Raw genomic sequence first — 19,843 nt, 5'->3', positions numbered from 1 at the left:
CTTAGTTTGATACATAAATAGAATCCCCGTCATTTAATCTCTCTTGTCCTTCAGTAACTACCTGATCATTTAAAACTAGTCCTGAGATAACTTGAATGTGTTGATCATCTCGTATTCCAGTCTCTATTTTTCTCATTACGGCTATTTCATTTTCAACAACAAACACGTATGGTTCATTATTTTCATAAAGTATTGCTTCTACAGGAATGACAAGTGCGTCATTTACTTGATCAATTCCGACATTAGCTGAAGCCTTCATTCCTCCCTTAATAAGATTACTACTGTTTTCAATTGGAATAATGACCGTAAACATATTCGTTTCTGGATTAATAGAAGGAGAAATGGACTCAATTTTACCTTTGAATAGTTCTTCTATTCCTGTAAAGGTTAGAGAAACCTCTGTGCCTACTTGTAGTTTTACTACTTCAAAGCTATTAACCTGAAACGTTGCATCTATTTGGTCGAGTTGTATGACGGTAGCAATTGGCATATTAGGGGGAGCTAGTCCGTTCTCAACGACATCGATGGATGCAACAGTCCCGTTTATAGGAGATTGAATTTCCGTCGCAGATACTAATTCTTTAGCCTGTTCAACCACTTGATTTGCTTGGACTAATTGAGCTTCAAGCTCTGTAATTGAAGCAGGAGAGAAAGGTTGAAGCTTGCTAACGGCATTTGCAAGCTGTGCCTGTTTCAAAGACAACTGTAGAGACGTTTGTACAATTTCTTCTGTTGTTATTTCACCAGGTTCAATTTGTGAGAGCAAATCAGTTGTACTTGTTAACACCTCTTGAACCTCTTTTTGTAATTGTTCAATTTCATTTAATTGTTCTTCTGTGGGAATTGCCTGCTTGGCACTTGATAGAGCCGTCTGAAGTTTTGCGACCGTCTTTCTTGCTTCATTTAATTGCCTTGTTGCTACCTCGTTATTTAAAGAAATTAAGACATCATTCTCGTTGACCTGATCACCCACTTTTACATGAACCTTTTGCACCTGAAGTGGCTGAGCAGTAAAGAGGGGAATCTGGGTATGAGGAATGGCGAGTCCAGATAATTCAATTGTGTTTGAGATGGTACTTTTCATTACAATATCTGTTTTTACAGGTAACTGCGTTTGACCTGTATCCTGTTTTGTAATTTCTTTAGTGGAACATCCGCTTACCAAAATTAATATAACAAGTAGTAAATAAATTGGATTTCTCAATCTTGTCACCTCTACTATTTATGATGTCTTAAGATAAAATTATCATGTATTTATAATATTGAACAAAGATATGCTTTACTTGGTCTAAGACGAAAACTCCTTATTTTAAGGATATAAAATTATTAAAGGACAACACTTAATGTTTAAATTAAATTTAATCGGGTAAATGACAATAAAGCTGAAACCTTTTGTACTTTATATACGTATTAATATTATACATAAATTATACAAAAATGTAGGGTAGAGGAGGAAAAGTCACTAAAAAGTCAAAAATAGTCAAGAAGTTTCCCTATATTTATTTAGCATTTTAGTTTATAATAAATATAAATATTTCTATTTAGTATTAATTCTAATCTAAGTATGAAAATCATTATCAATAACATACCTTATATTAAATATAAAAGGAGTGAAGTATTAATGGTTACATTATATACATCACCAAGTTGTACATCATGTCGCAAGGCAAAATCTTGGTTAGAGGAACATGATATTCCTTATGTAGAGAGAAACATTATGTCAGAGCCACTATCCATCAAGGAAATTAAGGAAATTCTAAGAATGACTGAGGATGGAACAGATGAGATTATCTCAACTCGTTCTAAGATCTTTCAGAAGCTTAATATAAATGTAGAAGCTCTACCATTGCAGGATTTATATTCATTAATCCAAGAAAACCCTGGTCTACTTAGAAGACCGATCATTATTGATGAAAAACGCCTTCAAGTAGGATATAACGAGGACGAAATCAGAAGGTTTTTACCGAGAAAGGTTCGTACTTTTCAACTAAGAGAAGCACAACGACTCGTAAACTAATCAGTTTGTATTAAAAAGAAAAACTTCTACAATCGTAGAAGTTTTTCTTAGCTTAAAGGGGAAGTATAAAATTCTTATGAATGCGGTGCAATTAATTTCTAATTTTATTAGAGTTGACCCAATAACCAATACCTAGAAGTAACACCACAGTTATTAAGGGTAAACCTAATTTTAACATGGAATAATGATTAAAAAACGGTTGAAGTCTTTCTTCATGAACCAGCATGTTTCCAGCAGTGAAGGCGAGGATTCCGCCTCCAACATATACAAGAGCTGTAAAACGCTCCATTAAATATAAAATAAGCTTACTTCCCCAAATTATGATAGGAACAGAAAATAATAAACCAATAATCACAAGATAGATGTTGCCATGTGCTGCACCTGCTACTGCAATAACGTTGTCAAATCCCATTACAATATCTGCAAACACAATCGTCTTAACAGCAGCACCAAGGGTGACCCCAGCTTGAATGTCCCTATTGTCATGACCATCATCAACTAACAAATTGTAAGCTATGTAGAGTAAAAGTAACCCACCTACAAACTGTAGAAAAGGGATTTGAAGTAAGTAGACAGCTAAAACTGTTAGTATGATTCTCGTTACAATAGCAAGCCCAGTACCTAGGAATATAGCTTTATTCCGCTTTGATTCTGGTAAGTTCCTACTTGCTAGTGCAATAACAATCGCGTTATCCCCCCCGAGTACTATGTCGATTCCGATAATTAATAATATTGCAGTAAGTAGTTCTAATTCCATATTATACTCCCTTATCGTTTTTATAAATTTTTTCCATTTAAAAGGCATATAAACATACCATTAAAGGAAAAGAGGATGACCGTGGACAAGAAGTTTCATAGTAATAGAGATTGTATGATAGATATTTAATTAATAGAATAGGCATCCGTTTGTTTTTCAATAATTAGGTGTTTTTATTTCCCTATTTTAAAGTTTTATCATAAAATAAAAGTACAAGATAAACGGCCTTGTGCCATACAATTTAGAATAGGTCTTAGTCGAAATAATCAATCTGTTATGATACGATTGATATAAGACTAAAATGGGTACATTGTATATAAAGAGAGCGTCCGCTCTGGGGGTTGTATGTCCCTTCAAAAATAGGTTAAGAAGGGAGAGGTAAAGATGGAGATCGAACGTATAAATGAGCATACGGTTAAGTTTTATATAACTTACGGTGATATTGAAGAACGTGGATTTGACCGTGAGGAAATTTGGTACAATCGTGAGAGAAGTGAAGAGCTCTTTTGGGAGATGATGGATGAGGTTCATCATCAAGAGGAATTTTCTGTAGAAGGACCTCTGTGGATTCAAGTTCAAGCTCTTGAAAAAGGGATTGAGGTTATTGTGACAAAAGCACAGATCTCTAAAGATGGGCAAAATTTTGAGCTTTCCGTTGCAGAAGATAAGGATTTAGATCTTCCAGTTGATGATAAAATTGAATCACTATTAGATCAACACTTTCAAACTAAAAATAAGGCGAAAATAGATACTGAAGAAATTATAGATACAGACTCATTACAATTCCTTGTTCGTTTCCGCGACTTTGAGGACGTTATTTCATTAAGTCATAGAGTTAAACTTGAGGATGTTCAGAACAGTTTATTTGTATACGAGAATTCCTACTACCTCTATGTAGAGTTTAATGAAGAAATGCAGGAAGAAAATCTGGATAACATTTTAAGTCTAGTTTTAGAATATGGCCATGAAAGTCAATTAACGATTCACAGAATTGAAGAGTACGGGAAGAAAATTATCGAAGAGAACGCTTTAGTAATAGTAAATCAGCACTTCGCTTTAAAACCTTAAACCGATTCCCCTTAAAGGAGTCGGTTTTTTATAAGATGGATTAACTTGTTCTTGGTATCCATACCAATATCAAACACCAAGCTCAACCACTTAAGGGAAGGAAAATGGTTCTTTTGAGCGGGACGGTTGATCCTTTTGTTCTCAACTGGTAAGTAAGGAAAAGAGGTTATCTATGAAACAAACTATCCAAGTTCTTCTATATATCACGTTTGTTTTATTTTCTCTTTATTCAATTCAAACGTATACGGGACAAAAGCTTATCGGTGTAATAAGTATAGTATTTACCCTTCTTGCAATATTTACAGGTTTTGTCATTTTTCTTGAAAATCGTAACCCAACTAAGACAATAACTTGGCTAATTGTACTTGGGATTTTCCCGGTCATTGGTTTTTTCTTTTATATTTTGTTTGGTAGGAACTTCAGGAAAAAGAAGATGTTCCAAAGAAAAGCCATCAATGACGAGGAAAAGTTCCAAGAATTATATGATAAAGAAATCAGACGAAACAAAGTGGAATATGAACATTTAAGTGGACATCAGGAAAGACTTTTTCGACTGGCACAACGACTTGGAAAGAGTCCCATAACCAAGAATACCTATTCAGAGGTTTTAACAAACGGCGATGAGACTTATTCAAAAATTATAAAGGGGTTGCAGGAAGCAAACCAGTCCATACACTTAGAATATTACATAGTTAGGGATGACGAAATAGGCAATAAAATTAAGGAGATCCTCATTGAAAAAGCTAAGGCAGGAGTGGAGGTTCGATTTCTCTATGATTCTGTTGGAAGCTGGAGACTTACTAGAACTTACATTAACTCATTAAAAGAAGCTGGGGTAAAGATGGCTCCATTTTCCCCGGTGAAACTTCCATTTTTGAATCATAAAGTAAATTTCCGAAATCATCGAAAGATCATAGTTGTTGATGGGAAAATAGGCTTCGTAGGTGGATTAAATATTGGTGATGAATACCTGGGGAGGAATAAGTATTTTGGTTTTTGGAGAGATACCCATTTATTTTTGGAAGGAGAAGCAGTACGTAGTTTGCAAATCATCTTCCTTAAGGATTGGTACTATACGACCAACGAGGCCTTAAAGGCTGACAACTATTTGAACCCTACATTAGGGGTGGGTAATGATTTAGGTGGCGTTCAATTAGTAGCTGGAGGTCCAGATCATGAATGGGAGGTTATTAAGAACCTATTTTTTGAAATGATCTCCTCTGCAAGAAAATCAATCTGTATTGCAACACCCTATCTAATCCCCGATGTTGATATACTCTCAGCATTAAAAATTGCATCTCTAAGTGGGGTTGATGTAAAAATAATTGTTCCCAACCGTCCTGATAAAAAAATTGTGTTCTATGCATCACGATCCTATTTTCCTGAATTGCTAGAAGCTGGAGTTGAAGTATACGAATATGAAAAGGGCTTCATGCATAGCAAATTTATTATCATTGATGACGAAATTGCATCCATAGGTACCTCAAATATGGATATGAGAAGTTTTCATTTAAATTTTGAAGTCAATGCCTTTTTATATCAAACAAATAGTATTCAAAGATTAGTAAAAGTATTTAAAGAGGATCTTGAACATTCGAAAGTCGTAGAAACTAGTACGTTTAATACTCGTTCAATTATTGTTAGAGTAACTGAGTCATTATCAAGACTACTTTCGCCGTTATTGTAGCAGTGCTGTCATGGCACTGCTATTTTTTTTGTTTTCACTGTGTGTGTTATTAAATGAAAAAAATACAGAAATAAAAAAGGGATTCTTCGTAATAAGAAGAAATCTATAGGAGAAATCAAATAAAGGAGATGATCATAAAAGGTGTTAGTCGCACAAAATCAAAAAGGTATATTGTATTCCGTTCATGATCGGTCAAAGGACTCATTACTGCAGTTAAGAAACAATGAAGTCTTTCAATGCCCAAGTTGTAAGGAGCCTGTTTTACTTAGAATAGGTGATCAAAGAATTCCCCATTTTGCCCACATCCAATCAACCCACTGCCAGTCATTTTCCGAACCAGAATCCCTTTATCATTTAACTGGTAAGTTAGAACTCTTCAATTGGTTAGCAGCTCAATCACTTTTTCCTGTATTGGAGCCATATCTAAAAACACTGAAGCAACGTCCAGATTTGTATGTCGCTACTACTAAAACAGCTATTGAACTTCAATGCTCCACGATTGATGTCAAACAGTTCAGAGATAGGACAGATGGATACCGTATGGTCAATATACACCCTCTATGGCTCCTTGGCGGGAAGAGGTTAAAGCGGATAGACAAAGATCAGTTCTATCTCTCAGCTTTTGATTGGATGTTTGTTAGGCTGATTCAAAAAAAGCCAAGCCTTCTCTTTTATTGTTCAGAATCTAAGAAATTTCTTTTCTTGCACCATATACTCCCTATGTCTTCTACAATAGTTCAAGCTACCTTAAAAGTAGTTGACCCCAAAAAACTAACCTTCAATGATCTCCTAACCCCTACTACGAATAGTGAATTTCCAATCAAGCATTGGCTTGAACTTAAGAAAAGCTGGAGACTTAATGCTACCCAATATCCCTCTCAAAGTATGAAAAAACTTTTACACTACTTATACGCAAAACAAGTTTATCCCTCCTTGTTACCCTCAGAAATTGGCATTCCCGTTCCCTCTATGTATTGGATTCACACTTCACCAAACATTTGGCAGGCTTGGATTCTTTTAGAATTTATTGAAGGACAACCACTTTCAAGTGTCTTTTCGTTTCAATCAGTCTATGATTATTTTAATTATAAAAAGAGGAATCATTTATTTAGCTTACGAGAGTTACCACTCATAACGAATAGTCACTATTCTTTTGCGATTATGGAGTACTTGCATGTATTAGTGCAGGTAGGTGTTCTGCGTCAAATAAATAGAAAAACCTTTATACGAAGCAGGTCTTGTTATTTTCCAAGACATATTGAGGAGGCACTAGAACAGGATCAACATTTTTTGTTACAGCATAAAAGATTGTTTTTGTGAGGTGCAAACAGCCAAGTATAAGAAAAGGTCATGCCCAAAGCATGACCTTTTCTTATACTTGCTCTGTTAACAGAATAGGACCTTTATTTGTTATCGCAATAGTATGCTCGTATTGTGCAGAGAGTGTTCCATCAACTGTTCTGGCTGTCCATCCGTTTTCATCCATTTTAGATGGCCAATCACCTACATTTACCATAGGCTCGATTGTTATGACCATTCCCTCTTTTAAACGCAATCCACGATGAGGAAGTCCAAAGTGAGGTACCTGAGGCTCTTCATGGATGGTAGGTCCAATTCCATGGCCTATGAAATCTCTAACTACTGAAAAGCCCTCTGCTTCAACATAAGTTTGAATAGCATGGCCGATATCGCCAATCCGATTACCAGCTACTGCCTTTTCAATTCCTAAGTAAAGTGCTTCTTTTGTTACGTCTAGTAACTTCTGTGTCTTCTCTGGAATAGTACCTACTGCATATGTCCAAGCAGAATCCGCCAGTCCTCCGTTTAAATTAACAACCATATCAATGGTTACAATATCGCCATCTTTTAATGCTTCTTTTCTAGGAAACCCGTGACAGATTTCATCATTAATAGAGGCACAAGTTGCGTATTGATATCCTCGAAACCCTTTTTGTTCAGGAGTTGCCCCATGCTTTTCTAGATATTTCTCAACAAATGCATCAATCTCTGCAGTAGTAATACCAGGTTTTATTAATTTAGCTATTTCTTTATGACAAGCTGCCAATAGCTTACCTGCTTCATGCATTAAAGCAATTTCTCTCTCCGTTTTTATAGTGATCATGCTGTTCACTTCCTTTATCTAATTTGTAGGTTCTCATAAATGTCCCTTCATGAGTATAAACTATTTTTTTATTATACCGTGGAAGAGAGGATATAAAAAATATATTCGTAAAAACTATTATATGTGTAAAAATAGAGGGAATAAACTAATAAGAATCGAATAGGTATGAGAGACAAAGAATTTCAATTGTCTAAATTTTTACCATGCAATAGGAGGAATATGAATGGCTGAACAAACAGCAACAAAATCATTGCCTACAAGAGATCAAGTTGCCCATGAGGACACTTGGAGACTAGAGGATATTTTTACAACGGATGAACAATGGGAAGCTGAATTTTTAGCAGTTAAGTCAATGATTCCAAAAGCTAGTGAGTTTGAAGGAAAGCTTGGAGAATCTGCAGATACCTTTTTAGCATTACTTACATATCAAGATGAATTATTAATGAGAATGGGAAAACTCTACACATATGCCCATATGAGATATGATCAAGACACGACAAATTCACATTATCAGGCTCTAGATGATCGTGCTAAAAATCTATACACACAGATCTCTAGTGCTTTATCTTATGTTGTACCTGAAATATTAGCACTTGAAGAAGAGAAGGTTAAGTCTTTTATCTCAGAAAAAGATGAGTTAAAAGTATATGCTCACGCGATCGAAGATATTACAAGAACTCGTCCACATGTACTTAGTGCCAAAGAAGAGGCTCTATTAGCAAAGACTGCTGACGTGACAAGTTCTGCTGGCACAACATTTGGAATGCTTAATAACGCAGATTTGAAGTTTCCATCAATCAAAGACGAAAATGGAGAAGAAACTGAAATTACTCATGGTCGTTATACTCGCTTTTTAGAAAGTAGTGACCAACGAGTTAGGGAAGATGCCTTCAAAGCAGTTTATGAAACATATGGAAGCTATAAAAACACATTTGCTAGTACATTAGCCGGGACAGTTAAGAAAGATAATTTCTATGCAGATGTAAGAAATTATAAATCAGCCCGTGAAGCTGCATTAAGTAACAACAATATCCCTGAACAGGTATACGAGAACTTGGTAAATACAATAAATGATCACCTTCATTTATTACACCGTTATGTCTCATTACGTAAGAAAGTTTTAAAGCTAAATGAGATTCACATGTATGATTTATACACGCCTCTTGTGAAGGACGTAAAAATGGAAGTAACCTATGAAGAAGCTAAGGACCTAGTAGTTAAAGGCTTAGCTCCATTAGGTGAAGAATACCAGGGAATCCTAAAAGAAGCTTATGAAAATAGATGGGTAGATGTGCAAGAAAACAAAGGAAAGCGTAGTGGAGCATACTCATCGGGAACATATGGAACGAATCCTTATATCCTTATGAACTGGCAAAACAACGTAAATAACTTGTTTACACTTGCTCATGAATTTGGACATTCCGTTCATAGCTACTATACAAGAAAAACACAGCCATATGTATATGGAAACTACTCTATATTTGTAGCAGAAGTGGCTTCTACTTGTAATGAAAATTTATTGAATGATTATTTATTAAAGACTATTGATGACGAGCAAAAACGTTTGTACTTATTAAATCATTATCTGGAAGGCTTCCGTGGTACAGTATTCCGCCAAACAATGTTTGCTGAATTTGAGCATCAAATTCATTTAAAAGCTCAAGAGGGAGAAGCCTTAACTCCTGATCTACTAACAAGCATGTATTACGATTTAAATAAGAAATATTTTGGTGACGATATTGTGATTGATGAAGAAATTGGATTAGAATGGTCAAGAATTCCTCATTTCTATTACAATTATTATGTTTTCCAATATGCGACAGGATTTAGTGCAGCTACAGCATTATCGAAACAAATCCTTGAAGAAGGACAGCCGGCTGTCGATCGATATTTGGAATTCTTAAAAGCAGGAAGTTCAGACTACCCAATTGAGGTGCTAAAGAAGGCAGGAGTGGATATGACGTCTTCTGAGCCAATTAAGCAAGCACTTCAAGTATTCGAAGAGAAGTTAAATGAAATGGAACAATTGTTAGAAGGTAAATAAATAAGAAAAGGTCGATTTTCATCATTGAAAATCGACCTTTTTGTTTTAAGTTATAGGAGAGTATTAAAATTTTTTGAATGCCTTGCGCCTTTTGTTCTTAATTTCTGGCTTTTTTCTCAAATAAATCCTTCAATCCCTCTCCAAATAAATTGATTGCAAATATCGTGTATGCGATGAAAACAGAAGCCCAAAATGGAATCCAAATGGCTCTACGAATATCTTCAAGGACGTCTTTTAAGAATATAGGCCAGTTATTGGAGTCATTCATCCAGATCCATTGTCCAAATTCATCTTGGAAGATAACTTGAGTAAGGAAGACCGATGCGAATCCTAATTGGGCGAGTAATAGTAAATTTCTACCTAGATCAAGAATTAAATGAACAATCACTTGGTTTCGAGCTGGTAGGAAATAGTAGCGGTAAAATAAATAGAATGGTTTTGCTCCTGCTGAAATTCCTGACGAGATAAATTGCTTTGATTTAATCTGATCATATATTTCCCGGTATATTTCGGCGACTCTTCCTACATCTATTAATGCAATTAAGAGGATCATCATCCACAAGCGATTAAAGGAATACAGGATAAAGGGTAATAAAGACAGAAGTAAAATTACCATAAAGGTTGGTACATAAGAGAATAATCGATTCCACGACATGATTAGATTTTTTACCATTCTATTGTGGATGGCAATATAGCCTAAAGGCAAAGCGGCTATGTATCGAATGACCGTGATACAAACAATAAATAATAATGTCTCTTTCGCTCCATGAATTAATACACTTAGTAAATCTCTTCCTTTAGCATCTGTTCCTAAAGGGTAATCTTCAGACGGTGGAAAAGGTGGAGGTACAGGTTTACGATTTTCATCTAATATATACATTTTTTCCTCTAAATCGTCACTAACAAACGGTAAATAAGGACCTACAAAAGTAATCATCAGTAAAAATGCTAAGGCAATGCAACCAATAAGAAATAAGGGGCTTATTCGAAATACTTTCATAATGAGACTCCTTTTGTGTTTCGCGTCACATTTGATTTTGTTTCTTGTGGCCGATTGGTTAAAAATAAAGAATGTCGTTCCTTTGTCCATATGTATAAAATAATTTTATTGAAAGTTACAGCAACATACATGATGAGTAAAAATACAAGTAAATATCCTAAGGCTAAATTAAGTTCTTTATTTAGGATGGCTGTCATTAACTGGTAACCTGCTCCGTTATAAGCTGATAACAGTTCAATAATAGGTAGACTTGATAAAAAGAAGAGAAATACAGTCTGACCATGCGCCATAAAGGTTTGGATACAGTTTTTAACAATATGTCTATTTAAAATCCAATAGGAGTGGAGACCCTTAGATTTTGCAGTTAGTATATAATCATTTTTTTCTGCAATCTTTAACTCAGTAAAAACAATTTTAGATAGATAAAATACTGGGAAAATAAGTAGTGCAATTAATGGTAAAATAATGTTATACCAATGTTCAAAGCCGTATAAATCAAGTCTTGGAAATCCTGCTCTTGCAAGAAGCAAGAATGAATACTGTAGTAAAATAAATACAAAGAAATCCGGTAGAGAAGTAAAAAGAATATTCGTTATTCGTCCAAATAATGACTGAGTAGTTTTTGCAAACTTATAATCTAGTAATCCTTTAATAAACCCAAATAATAAGCTCAATAGGTAACCAAGAATAATGAGTAATAGGCTTCGATTTATATATTGTTGTATATGTTCAGAAACCGTAATTCCAATACTTGTGATACCAAGTCCATTACCCGTCAATAAATTGAGAGTTGTGACTTTAATTTGCTCCCAATATAAAACCCAATTATATTCGTAGGTTAACTTGTAATCACTTACGACCTCTTCTGTCCCAAAAGGGATAAGAGTTATTGATATCAGTAATAATGCAATAATTAAAAATATAATGAGTTGCTTAATTAAGCCGCTGATCACATTCATTTTCATCCTCCTCGTATAGATATAAAACGGTGTATCATGTAAGAATGTTGCAAAAAGTGAGAAAAAATTGAAAATATTACCATATCATTTTATATTAAAAGAAGCGTTAAACACAATATAAAACTGTCGAAATAGGTGTTTGTTCATCATAAAAGGGGGGAAAATCAGATTATGAAAACAAGAATCACCGAAATGCTTTCCATAAAATATCCAATCATTCAAGCACCGATGGCAGGTGGAATAACCACAACTGATCTTGTGACTGCAGCATGTAATGCGGGGACACTCGGAATGATTGGTGCGGGGTATTTAAGTCCAGAGCAATTACAAAGACAAATCCATGAAATTAAAAATCAAACTTCTAAGCCATTTGGTGTTAATCTATTTGTACCGACACCATATTCAATTGATGAAGAACGAATACAAGTAGCAAATCAGCTACTTGCGCCATTTCGTGAACAATTATCTGTCACTGAAACAAGGTTTTCGCCAGTTGACCAGAATAGTGTTTTTGAAGAACAAATTCATGTCCTTATAGAAGAAGAGGTAAAGGTGTGTTCGTTTACGTTTGGTTTACCTTCGGAAGTTAGCGTAAACATTCTAAAGGGAAAAGGCATAGTCCTAGTCGGAACTGCCACAAATGTAAAAGAAGCGATAGCTTGTGAGAAAGCTAATATGGACATGGTTGTTCTACAAGGAAGTGAGGCTGGTGGACATCGAGGAACTTTTGATCAAAACTATCATGGAAGTTTAATAGGCTTAATGTCTCTCATTCCGCAGGTTAGTGATCATGTTCAAATTCCACTAATAGCAGCAGGTGGGATTATGGATGGTAGAGGTTTAGTTGCTTCATTGAGCTTAGGAGCGGAAGCAGTTCAAATGGGGACCGCCTTTTTAACAACACTAGAAAGTGGAGCACACCCTCTTCATAAAGAAGCGATTCTTGAAGGGAAAGAAGACCAGACAGTGATTACAAGGGCATTTTCTGGTAAACCAGCCAGAGGATTTAAAAATCGCTTTGTCGAGGAATTAGAAACAAGTGAGCATGTGCTACCTGAATTTCCTATTCAAAATTCCTTAACCCAAAGCATTCGTAAAGCTGCTGCACAGCAAAAAAATGCTGAGTATCTATCACTCTGGTCTGGTCAAAGTCCTACATTAGCAAAAGCAGTTTCCGTACAGGAATTAATCCAGGAAACAGTGGAGCAAGCGGAAGAAATCTTAATGAAAAAATGGTAACTATTTCACCATTAACCTTTGAATCCTTTAAAACGATTACGATTATTAAAGCTAAATGAAATTAATAGTAGTACTAGAAATAGTATAGGAGTTGTAACTAGAAGAGGTACTAGATTCATCATACCAAGAAGCTGAAAGTAGAAAGCAACTAAAAAAGCTAGAACGGCGAGAAAAACCTTCATATTCATGATGTTCCTCCTCAAAAGATTTTTAAAGAAACAGACAAGAAGTCTACCTGTTAATCATGCATATGCAAGTACTGTTCATCTTATAAATAACAATTAAGATTTTTATTACATTCTTTATAACAAAAAAACGTGAATTCTAAGCGAATTCACGTTTTCCTATTTAGGAAGGTAGTCCTACCTATTCAATATATCTCCAGAAGGTCCCGTATTTTACTGGTACCACCTCTACCTTTTGTTTTAACAGGAGTTTTTTCATCTCTTTTTCTACTTCGTTTGGTTCTAGGTTATAGACAACTGAGATTTCTTTTGTCGCCACAAACTTAAAATATTGTAAAAACTCCTCTAATGGGGGAGGGATGCTGGGTTCCGGACTAGCTTGAAGTAGATCTTGTATGATGCGAACGTACACATCATACGAATACAAGCCTGTTACCTTCATTCCTTCTTCTTCGATATTTTCATTAAAGAATACAAGAGTAGGAATTTGGTCTACTTCCATGTCAGAAGTGATTTGTAAATCACATTGAAAGGCTTTGGCGGCACTTTCTGAATGAAGATCCTGAACAAACTCATCCATTTCAAGCCCTACTTCTCTGGCACACTCGACCAAAACATCTTCGTCTGAAATATTTTGCTTCTGAAGAAATAGAAGCTCCTGTAATTTCCGCAAGAATTTCAAGCCTACTCTTCTTCCTTGAAGCTCTGCAGCTTTAATCGCAATGGAGGCTGTAAATGGCGTGGAGATGGGATTCTCGAACCAAATATCACCATCACATGACATACCAGATCTACTTGCCGTTCGCTCCCACACATTGGCAATACTTCCATTTAAAGTGGCTTTTCTTAAATTTAATGAAGCAAGTCGTCCACTTAAGACATGACGAATGGAGAAGTGCTTACCATATTCAATTTGTAGTTTCTTTAAGATGGGCTCTAATGCCCAGCACTCAGGACAGAGAGGGTCAATAAATACATAGATTTCAAGAGGCTTCTTACCGCATTCAGAAGCTACCGAGTGATCAATATGTTTATTCACGACGGCTCTCCTCCTTGGGTTCAGGAGTATTGATCATATGCTGTGCTGTCAAAACAAGTCTCTGATAAAGACCTTCGCGTAAATCACCTTCTAAACCAATCTCATCCATTGCCTCATCCATACAGGCAATCCATGCTTTTGCGCGTGTTGGAGTAATTTCAAAGGGAAGATGTCTAGCTCTTAACATTGGATGTCCATGTTCTTCAGTATAAAGTGCTGGTCCACCTAAATATTGTGTTAAAAATTGCTTCTGCTTACGGGCTGTCTCTTTTAAATCCTCAGGGAAAATGGGTTTCAGGTCTGGATGCCTTGCAACTCTGTTATAAAAGGCATCAACTAAACGAGAGATAACCTCCTCGCCACCTATAGCTTGGAAAGGGGTATTGCCGTACTCTTGCTCTGTCATATAAATAAAAACTCCTTTTTCATTCTAGGAAGGTTACGATTATGATTATTATAGCTATAATTTCTCACTAAGCTTAAGAAATATGTTTAAAATTATTTTATCAATCAATGGTATGGACATCAAATAAAGTGCTTGAATAGTGGAGTTAAATTTTCCCAATGAAAAACCACCTAAAAAGGTGGCTTGTAAATTTATGAAAGTTGCTGATACGTATTTGTTACTTTTTTAACATAGTTCTGTGTTTCTCTAAATGGAGGAATTCCATTGTATTTATCGACATTTCCAGGTCCAGCATTGTAGGCGGCTAATGCTAGAGTAAGGTTTCCATCATAACGATCTAGCATATTACGAAGGTACTTTGTACCACCCTCGATATTTTGAGCAGGGTCAAAAATGTTTTTAACACCTAAGCCTTTCGCTGTAGAAGGCATAAGCTGCATAAGTCCACTTGCCCCAGCATGACTTACTGCGTTTGGTTTAAAGTTGGATTCATTTTTGATGACAGCATGTATAAGCTTTGGATCAATATTATACTTTTCACCGGCTTGCTTTATCATATCGTCAATACTTCCTAATTGAATAGGAGGTAATGCTTGTTTAATGGCTGATAATCCGGACATAGGGAGGGTGCTAGAAATCTCTTGTGCTTCAGTTTTAAGGAATGTTAATGCATCGTCAGTCGAGCTTAGTCCCTTTGACAATAACTCCGTCAACATTTCCTGAAATAAATTAGAATCTGATTCATTAGAAGAAGAAACTCCGGAGAAATTTCTTAATGCTTGCAATTCAAGGACCATTTTCATTTGATTAATATTCACGATGTACCCCCATTCCTTTTTGCTTCTCGATAAAAAAGCGCTGAATTTTATTATTAGTTTCACGAATATCAATTTGGTGTTTTTGTAACAAATGATTGAAGTTTTGAAGACCTTTTTCATAATCAGTTACTTCATATTCAATTTCATAATCATTTTTATTTAAATAATGACTATGATCAAACACAAGAGTCCCATTCAAATAGTTAGTTTCTGCTCGGTTTGTTTCAAGAGTACCAAGATATTGGATTTCTTTTGAATCTATATTTAAATCATCTATAAGTGTACGAATATCACCTTGTATTAATAGGCCCCCTTGAAGCATGGACTGAGCTTCATTCTCGCTTAAATCCTGATGCGTTTCAAGAATTCCTTTATTAATAGTTTGTTTCAAGGTTAATGTATAAGAGTTATTTTTATAGCGAATCCTTAACGCTGCTTTATGATCTTTTAATGAGAAGCTAGTTGTATCAAAGTAGTGATTTTGTTGTAAGATAAATTGATGATTAGAAATGGAGAATTCCTTAAGTAATCCTTCAAATTCTTCTTTTGTGACTAAGTTTTTAAATTCAATTTCAATTTCTTGGTTCATACATCAAGCTCCTTTACCTTAAACATTATACTATAATGTAGCAGTTAATGTAGAATGGTTTTCTATGGTAAAATAAAATTAGATATAAGGCATGAGAGGAGTTTCATTATGCAAAAAAGAATCGAGATTAAGGATGTTGAATGGAGAGAAGAGGAGTTATTTCTTTATCCAAAACCTATAGAACTTGACGGGTCTTCCCTAAAGGCAGCAGAAAGAGTATTAGTTGATTCTGATCAATTAGCATTTGTTTACATACTTGAAGCATCTGATGAGTACGTTTATTTATCTATATCACATACATTTTGGCCCCATCTAAAAAAAGTGCTTACGGAGTCTACTCCGGTTAAGTTAGTTATAGAAAAGCATGTGATTGAACTACAAGGATTACAATCAGAGGTTAGTGAGCTGATCCAAAACATTGAGGGTAACAGTAATTATGGTGATGAAATGGTGAAGCAGGTCGAGTCCGTTTTTTTATAATATTAGATATATAGTCATTCTCTTTACTGTGTTGTAGTAATCTAGCTCCAACACCCAGCCCCTCGAGGGAAAAAGAAAAAACACTTTTTCCTTGGTCAAATAACCCTATGACAAATAAAAGGAAAAGCACCTTTTCTTTGTCATAGGAACATTTGCTTGTCGGGGGCCTGCAGGAGGCAGGTCAGACAGGTGTTGCAACAGGACGTTGCGACCTTAACCTGTCTTCCTTTAATCGGGCGCTTGCGCTTTTTATTAGATGTGAGACTTAGTGGCGGTGGTTAAATGATAGAGAACTGGGATGTATTTTTAGCTCCATATGTGCAGGCTGTTGATGAATTGAAAATAAAGTTCAAGGGGATTCGCTCTCAATTTGAACAGCATTCGCAGACTTCACCCATTGAATTTGTAACAGGAAGGGTAAAACCCATTCCGAGTATCATGAGTAAGGCACTAGATAAAAATATTGAGTTAGATTCAATAGAAGAAGAAATCTCAGACATTGCTGGTGTAAGAATGATGTGTCAGTTTGTGGAAGATATAACAACCGTTGTTGATCTTCTCAAAAAACGAAAAGACTTTGAAATTGTAGAGGAACGGAATTATATTTCTCAGAAGAAAGAAAGTGGTTACCGCTCCTATCATCTTGTTGTTCGTTATCCTGTAGAAACGTTAGAGGGAATGAAAAACATATTAGTTGAGATACAGATTAGAACGTTATCAATGAACTTCTGGGCAACCATTGAACACTCCTTAAACTATAAATATAGTGGACAAATTCCTATTAATATACAAAAGAGACTGCAGCGGGCAGCAGAGGCAGCTTTTCAGTTAGATGAAGAAATGTCCCTTATTAAGGATGAGATTCAAGAAGCTCAAGCAGCATTTTCGAGAAAAAACGAATTATAAAGGAGGGTGACCGCTGTGAAATTTGCAATTACATCCAAGGGTGACTCAGTATCTAATACATTAATGCTAAAGATGAGAACCTACTTGCAGGATTTTGAGCTAGAGTATGATGAAGATCAGCCAGATATTGTTATCTCTGTAGGAGGAGACGGTACTCTTTTATATGCTTTCCATCGATATCAAAAACGACTTGATAAAACTGCATTTGTCGGTGTTCACACGGGTCATTTAGGATTTTATGCTGATTGGGTTCCAGAAGAGGTAGAAAAGCTTGTTATTGCCATTGCAAAAACACCGTATCAGGTGGTCGAATATCCTATTCTTGAGGTAATTATTCGTCATCTTAATGGTGGCAAGGAAGCAAGATATCTGGCTTTAAATGAAAGTACGGTAAAAGCGGTAGAAGGCTCATTAGTAATGGACCTAGAAATTAAGGGGCAGCGTTTTGAAACATTCCGGGGAGACGGATTATGTATCTCAACACCTTCTGGTAGCACTGCTTATAACAAAGCATTAGGCGGGGCTATTCTGCACCCATCGATAGAAGCTATACAGGTTGCAGAAATGGCTTCCATTAATAATAGGGTGTTTAGAACCATTGGTTCACCACTTGTTTTACCAGGGCATCATACGTGTATGTTAAAACCAATTAATCATGTTGACTTCCAAATAACGGTTGACCATCTAACACTTCTACATAAGGACGTTAAATCAATCCAATACCGAGTTGCGCAAGAAAAAATTAAATTTGCTCGTTTCCGTCCATTCCCATTTTGGAAGAGAGTTAGAGATTCGTTTGTTGGAGACAAGTAAGAAAATGGAACCTTTTACATTAAGTTGGGTCATAGGTAGTGAAGATGATGGAAAACTAGTTAGAGAGTTCTTAAAAGCAAAAGATATTTCAAAAATAGCGTTAACTGATATAAAATTTAATGGTGGAAAAATAGTAGTTAATTCACAAGAGGTAACGGTTCGAACAATACTCAAGGTGGACGATGTGGTAAAGGTTATTTTTCCTATTGAGCATCCGAGTGAAGAGATGGTTGAGGAAAACCTACCGTTATCAATAGTCTTTGAAGATGATTACCTTCTTATCATAAATAAACAAGCATTCATGCCTACTATTCCATCAAGAGAACATCCAAGAGGCTCATTGGCAAATGCTCTTCTCCACTACTATAAGAAGCAGGGGATTGGAAGTACAATCCACATCGTCAATCGATTAGATCGTGATACAACCGGATTATTAATTGTAGCTAAGCACCGTTACACACATCATTTGTTCTCAAAGCAGCAGAAAGCTACACTAATAAGAAGAACATATGAAGCAATTGTAGAGGGCGAGCTTAAAGAGGATGTTGGAAACATAAATGCACCGATAGGAAGAAAGGATACAAGTATTATAGAAAGAGAAGTAAGAGAGGATGGACAGGAAGCGATTACTCAATATGAGGTTTTGAATCGATTTAAAGGATTCACACATGTCTCCCTTACGCTTCAAACGGGAAGAACACATCAGATTCGTGTTCATATGTCTCATATTGGTCATCCTCTCTTAGGAGATGAGCTATATGGTGGAGGAAAAGAACTGATTTTTCGGCAGGCTTTGCACAGCCGAACACTTACTTTTACACATCCTATTACCTCACAACCGTTATCATTCAGCGCTTCATTACCTGAAGATATGCAACAGGTGTTACGAAGCGTCGTTGAATGAACGGTTTGTTTACGAAAATGATCTGAATTTCTCTTCTACATAGGGCAAGGAGGATGGAACAGACACCGTTTCTAGTTCAGGGTAACGAAGTGCGGTTAATTCCCCTCCAAAAACTGCTCCAGTATCAATGTTGATCGTATGATTAATCATTCGTGCTTGCTTAACAGGCGTATGCCCATAGACCACCCATGCTGATTCAGTGTAATTTTGGGCCCAATCACGTCTTATAGGTGAACCGTCAGGATGAGACTCACCTGTAATATCCCCATATAAGACAAAGGTCTGTACTTTTTTATCATATCGTCCAATATAGTCCTGCCTAAGCCCAGCATGTGCAATAACTAGCTTCTTTTCATCTAATACATGGTATAGAGGAGAGGCTTCATATAGTTCAATAAATTGATTTTTGACTTTTTCTTGTTCCTTCTTTGGTAAAGCCTCCCATTCGGCGACGGTTGTTTCCAACCCATGTGTGGTCTGTACCTTACGTCCAAGAAAAAAACGGTATAGTTTATTGCAATGATTACCTGGACAGTAGAACCCTTTCTTAGCAATCATAACTAGCTGATAAATGGTTTGAATGACTTTTATCGACTTGGGACCTCGGTCTGTTAAATCACCGACAAAGGCCAATACTCTTCCTTCCTTATGTAAAGGAACCCCTTCTTGCCACTCATAATCAAGCTTTTTTGTTAATTCGAAAAACTCATCGTAACAGCCGTGTATATCACCAATAATATCTACTTTCATATCTATTTCACTCCTCTTGGTGCTTAGTATTAAGAAAAGCGCAAGCGCCCTGGCAGATGA

Annotated in this window: 21 protein-coding genes; 10 read left to right on the top strand and 11 right to left on the bottom strand. The window is 35.9% G+C overall.

Annotated elements, in window-relative coordinates:
• Position 1: 1 nt before the first annotated feature.
• On the bottom strand, positions 2-1,204 hold the full coding sequence (locus tag G4D63_RS02605; RefSeq protein ID WP_163177383.1) for an efflux RND transporter periplasmic adaptor subunit: 1,203 nt from the start codon (positions 1,202-1,204) through the stop codon (positions 2-4).
• 417 nt (positions 1,205-1,621) lie between these two features.
• Between G4D63_RS02605 and spxA the strand changes: the two genes are divergently transcribed.
• The gene (gene spxA, locus G4D63_RS02600) at positions 1,622-2,017 is read left to right on the top strand and encodes a transcriptional regulator SpxA (protein ID WP_163177381.1); all 396 of its coding nucleotides are present in this window, start codon (positions 1,622-1,624) and stop codon (positions 2,015-2,017) included.
• 91 nt (positions 2,018-2,108) lie between these two features.
• Here spxA and G4D63_RS02595 read toward each other — a convergent pair whose 3' ends face one another.
• A complete protein-coding gene (locus tag G4D63_RS02595) occupies positions 2,109-2,774 on the bottom strand; it encodes a TerC family protein (protein WP_163177379.1) in 666 nt (221 codons plus the stop codon).
• Between the two features lie 384 nt (positions 2,775-3,158).
• Between G4D63_RS02595 and mecA the strand changes: the two genes are divergently transcribed.
• The 3 genes from mecA to G4D63_RS02580 all read left to right on the top strand — a co-directional run bounded on the left by mecA (position 3,159) and on the right by G4D63_RS02580 (position 6,849).
• Positions 3,159-3,842: an adaptor protein MecA gene (gene mecA, locus G4D63_RS02590; protein ID WP_163177377.1), complete on the top strand. Its 684-nt coding sequence runs from the start codon at positions 3,159-3,161 to the stop codon at positions 3,840-3,842.
• Positions 3,843-4,014: 172 nt separating this feature from the next.
• The gene (cls, locus tag G4D63_RS02585; RefSeq protein WP_163177375.1) at positions 4,015-5,529 is read left to right on the top strand and encodes a cardiolipin synthase; all 1,515 of its coding nucleotides are present in this window, start codon (positions 4,015-4,017) and stop codon (positions 5,527-5,529) included.
• Between the two features lie 141 nt (positions 5,530-5,670).
• Positions 5,671-6,849 carry a competence protein CoiA family protein gene (locus G4D63_RS02580; RefSeq protein WP_163177373.1) on the top strand — a complete coding sequence of 393 codons (1,179 nt, stop codon included), beginning with the start codon at positions 5,671-5,673 and terminating at the stop codon, positions 6,847-6,849.
• A gap of 52 nt (positions 6,850-6,901) precedes the next feature.
• On the opposite strand, the gene map is transcribed toward G4D63_RS02580, so the two are convergent.
• Positions 6,902-7,651 (bottom strand): type I methionyl aminopeptidase, encoded by a 750-nt coding sequence (gene map / locus G4D63_RS02575; protein WP_163177371.1) that lies wholly within the window; start codon positions 7,649-7,651, stop codon positions 6,902-6,904.
• A gap of 223 nt (positions 7,652-7,874) precedes the next feature.
• On the opposite strand from map, the gene pepF reads away from it, so the two are divergent.
• A complete protein-coding gene (gene pepF / locus G4D63_RS02570; RefSeq protein ID WP_163177369.1) occupies positions 7,875-9,695 on the top strand; it encodes an oligoendopeptidase F in 1,821 nt (606 codons plus the stop codon).
• A 97-nt stretch (positions 9,696-9,792) separates the two neighbouring features.
• Here pepF and G4D63_RS02565 read toward each other — a convergent pair whose 3' ends face one another.
• Both G4D63_RS02565 and G4D63_RS02560 read right to left on the bottom strand, forming a co-directional pair.
• A complete protein-coding gene (locus tag G4D63_RS02565; protein ID WP_163177367.1) occupies positions 9,793-10,695 on the bottom strand; it encodes an ABC transporter permease subunit in 903 nt (300 codons plus the stop codon).
• Positions 10,692-11,654 (bottom strand): ABC transporter permease subunit, encoded by a 963-nt coding sequence (locus G4D63_RS02560; RefSeq protein WP_163177365.1) that lies wholly within the window; start codon positions 11,652-11,654, stop codon positions 10,692-10,694. Before G4D63_RS02560 ends, G4D63_RS02565 begins: the two co-directional genes overlap by 4 nt.
• Before the next feature lie 168 nt (positions 11,655-11,822).
• Here G4D63_RS02560 and G4D63_RS02555 point away from each other — a divergent pair, with 168 nt between their 5' ends.
• The gene (locus G4D63_RS02555) at positions 11,823-12,893 is read left to right on the top strand and encodes a nitronate monooxygenase (protein ID WP_163178365.1); all 1,071 of its coding nucleotides are present in this window, start codon (positions 11,823-11,825) and stop codon (positions 12,891-12,893) included.
• Positions 12,894-12,904: 11 nt separating this feature from the next.
• On the opposite strand, the gene G4D63_RS02550 is transcribed toward G4D63_RS02555, so the two are convergent.
• From G4D63_RS02550 to G4D63_RS02530, 5 genes are all read right to left on the bottom strand, one after another.
• Positions 12,905-13,081, bottom strand: coding sequence for a hypothetical protein (locus G4D63_RS02550; protein WP_163177363.1), 177 nt, complete (start codon positions 13,079-13,081; stop codon positions 12,905-12,907).
• A gap of 178 nt (positions 13,082-13,259) precedes the next feature.
• Positions 13,260-14,117, bottom strand: coding sequence for a DsbA family protein (locus G4D63_RS02545; RefSeq protein WP_163177361.1), 858 nt, complete (start codon positions 14,115-14,117; stop codon positions 13,260-13,262).
• Positions 14,110-14,523, bottom strand: a complete 414-nt coding sequence (locus G4D63_RS02540) for a globin domain-containing protein (protein WP_163177359.1) — start codon at positions 14,521-14,523, stop codon at positions 14,110-14,112. Before G4D63_RS02540 ends, G4D63_RS02545 begins: the two co-directional genes overlap by 8 nt.
• A gap of 191 nt (positions 14,524-14,714) precedes the next feature.
• Entirely contained in the window at positions 14,715-15,341 is a 627-nt protein-coding gene (locus tag G4D63_RS02535; protein ID WP_338023882.1) for a lytic transglycosylase domain-containing protein, read from the bottom strand.
• Positions 15,331-15,930, bottom strand: coding sequence for a CYTH domain-containing protein (locus G4D63_RS02530; protein WP_163177357.1), 600 nt, complete (start codon positions 15,928-15,930; stop codon positions 15,331-15,333). Before G4D63_RS02530 ends, G4D63_RS02535 begins: the two co-directional genes overlap by 11 nt.
• Positions 15,931-16,038: 108 nt before the next feature.
• Between G4D63_RS02530 and G4D63_RS02525 the strand changes: the two genes are divergently transcribed.
• The 4 genes from G4D63_RS02525 to G4D63_RS02510 all read left to right on the top strand — a co-directional run bounded on the left by G4D63_RS02525 (position 16,039) and on the right by G4D63_RS02510 (position 19,033).
• Complete coding sequence (locus tag G4D63_RS02525; protein WP_163177355.1) at positions 16,039-16,410, top strand: UPF0738 family protein; 372 nt, start codon at positions 16,039-16,041, stop codon at positions 16,408-16,410.
• Positions 16,411-16,692: 282 nt separating this feature from the next.
• The gene (gene yjbM / locus G4D63_RS02520; RefSeq protein WP_163177353.1) at positions 16,693-17,316 is read left to right on the top strand and encodes a GTP diphosphokinase; all 624 of its coding nucleotides are present in this window, start codon (positions 16,693-16,695) and stop codon (positions 17,314-17,316) included.
• A gap of 15 nt (positions 17,317-17,331) precedes the next feature.
• The gene (locus G4D63_RS02515) at positions 17,332-18,129 is read left to right on the top strand and encodes an NAD kinase (RefSeq protein WP_163177351.1); all 798 of its coding nucleotides are present in this window, start codon (positions 17,332-17,334) and stop codon (positions 18,127-18,129) included.
• Positions 18,130-18,133: 4 nt separating this feature from the next.
• On the top strand, positions 18,134-19,033 hold the full coding sequence (locus G4D63_RS02510; RefSeq protein WP_163177349.1) for an RluA family pseudouridine synthase: 900 nt from the start codon (positions 18,134-18,136) through the stop codon (positions 19,031-19,033).
• Between the two features lie 9 nt (positions 19,034-19,042).
• Here G4D63_RS02510 and prpE read toward each other — a convergent pair whose 3' ends face one another.
• The gene (prpE, locus tag G4D63_RS02505) at positions 19,043-19,783 is read right to left on the bottom strand and encodes a bis(5'-nucleosyl)-tetraphosphatase PrpE (protein WP_163177347.1); all 741 of its coding nucleotides are present in this window, start codon (positions 19,781-19,783) and stop codon (positions 19,043-19,045) included.
• Positions 19,784-19,843 lie beyond the last annotated feature (60 nt).

It is taken from the genome of Bacillus mesophilus, from assembly GCF_011008845.1.
Lineage (GTDB): Bacteria > Bacillota > Bacilli > Bacillales > SA4 > Bacillus_BS > Bacillus_BS mesophilus.
The sequence above is the reverse complement of the archived record's forward strand: the minus strand, read 5'-3'. Positions and strand labels throughout refer to the sequence as shown.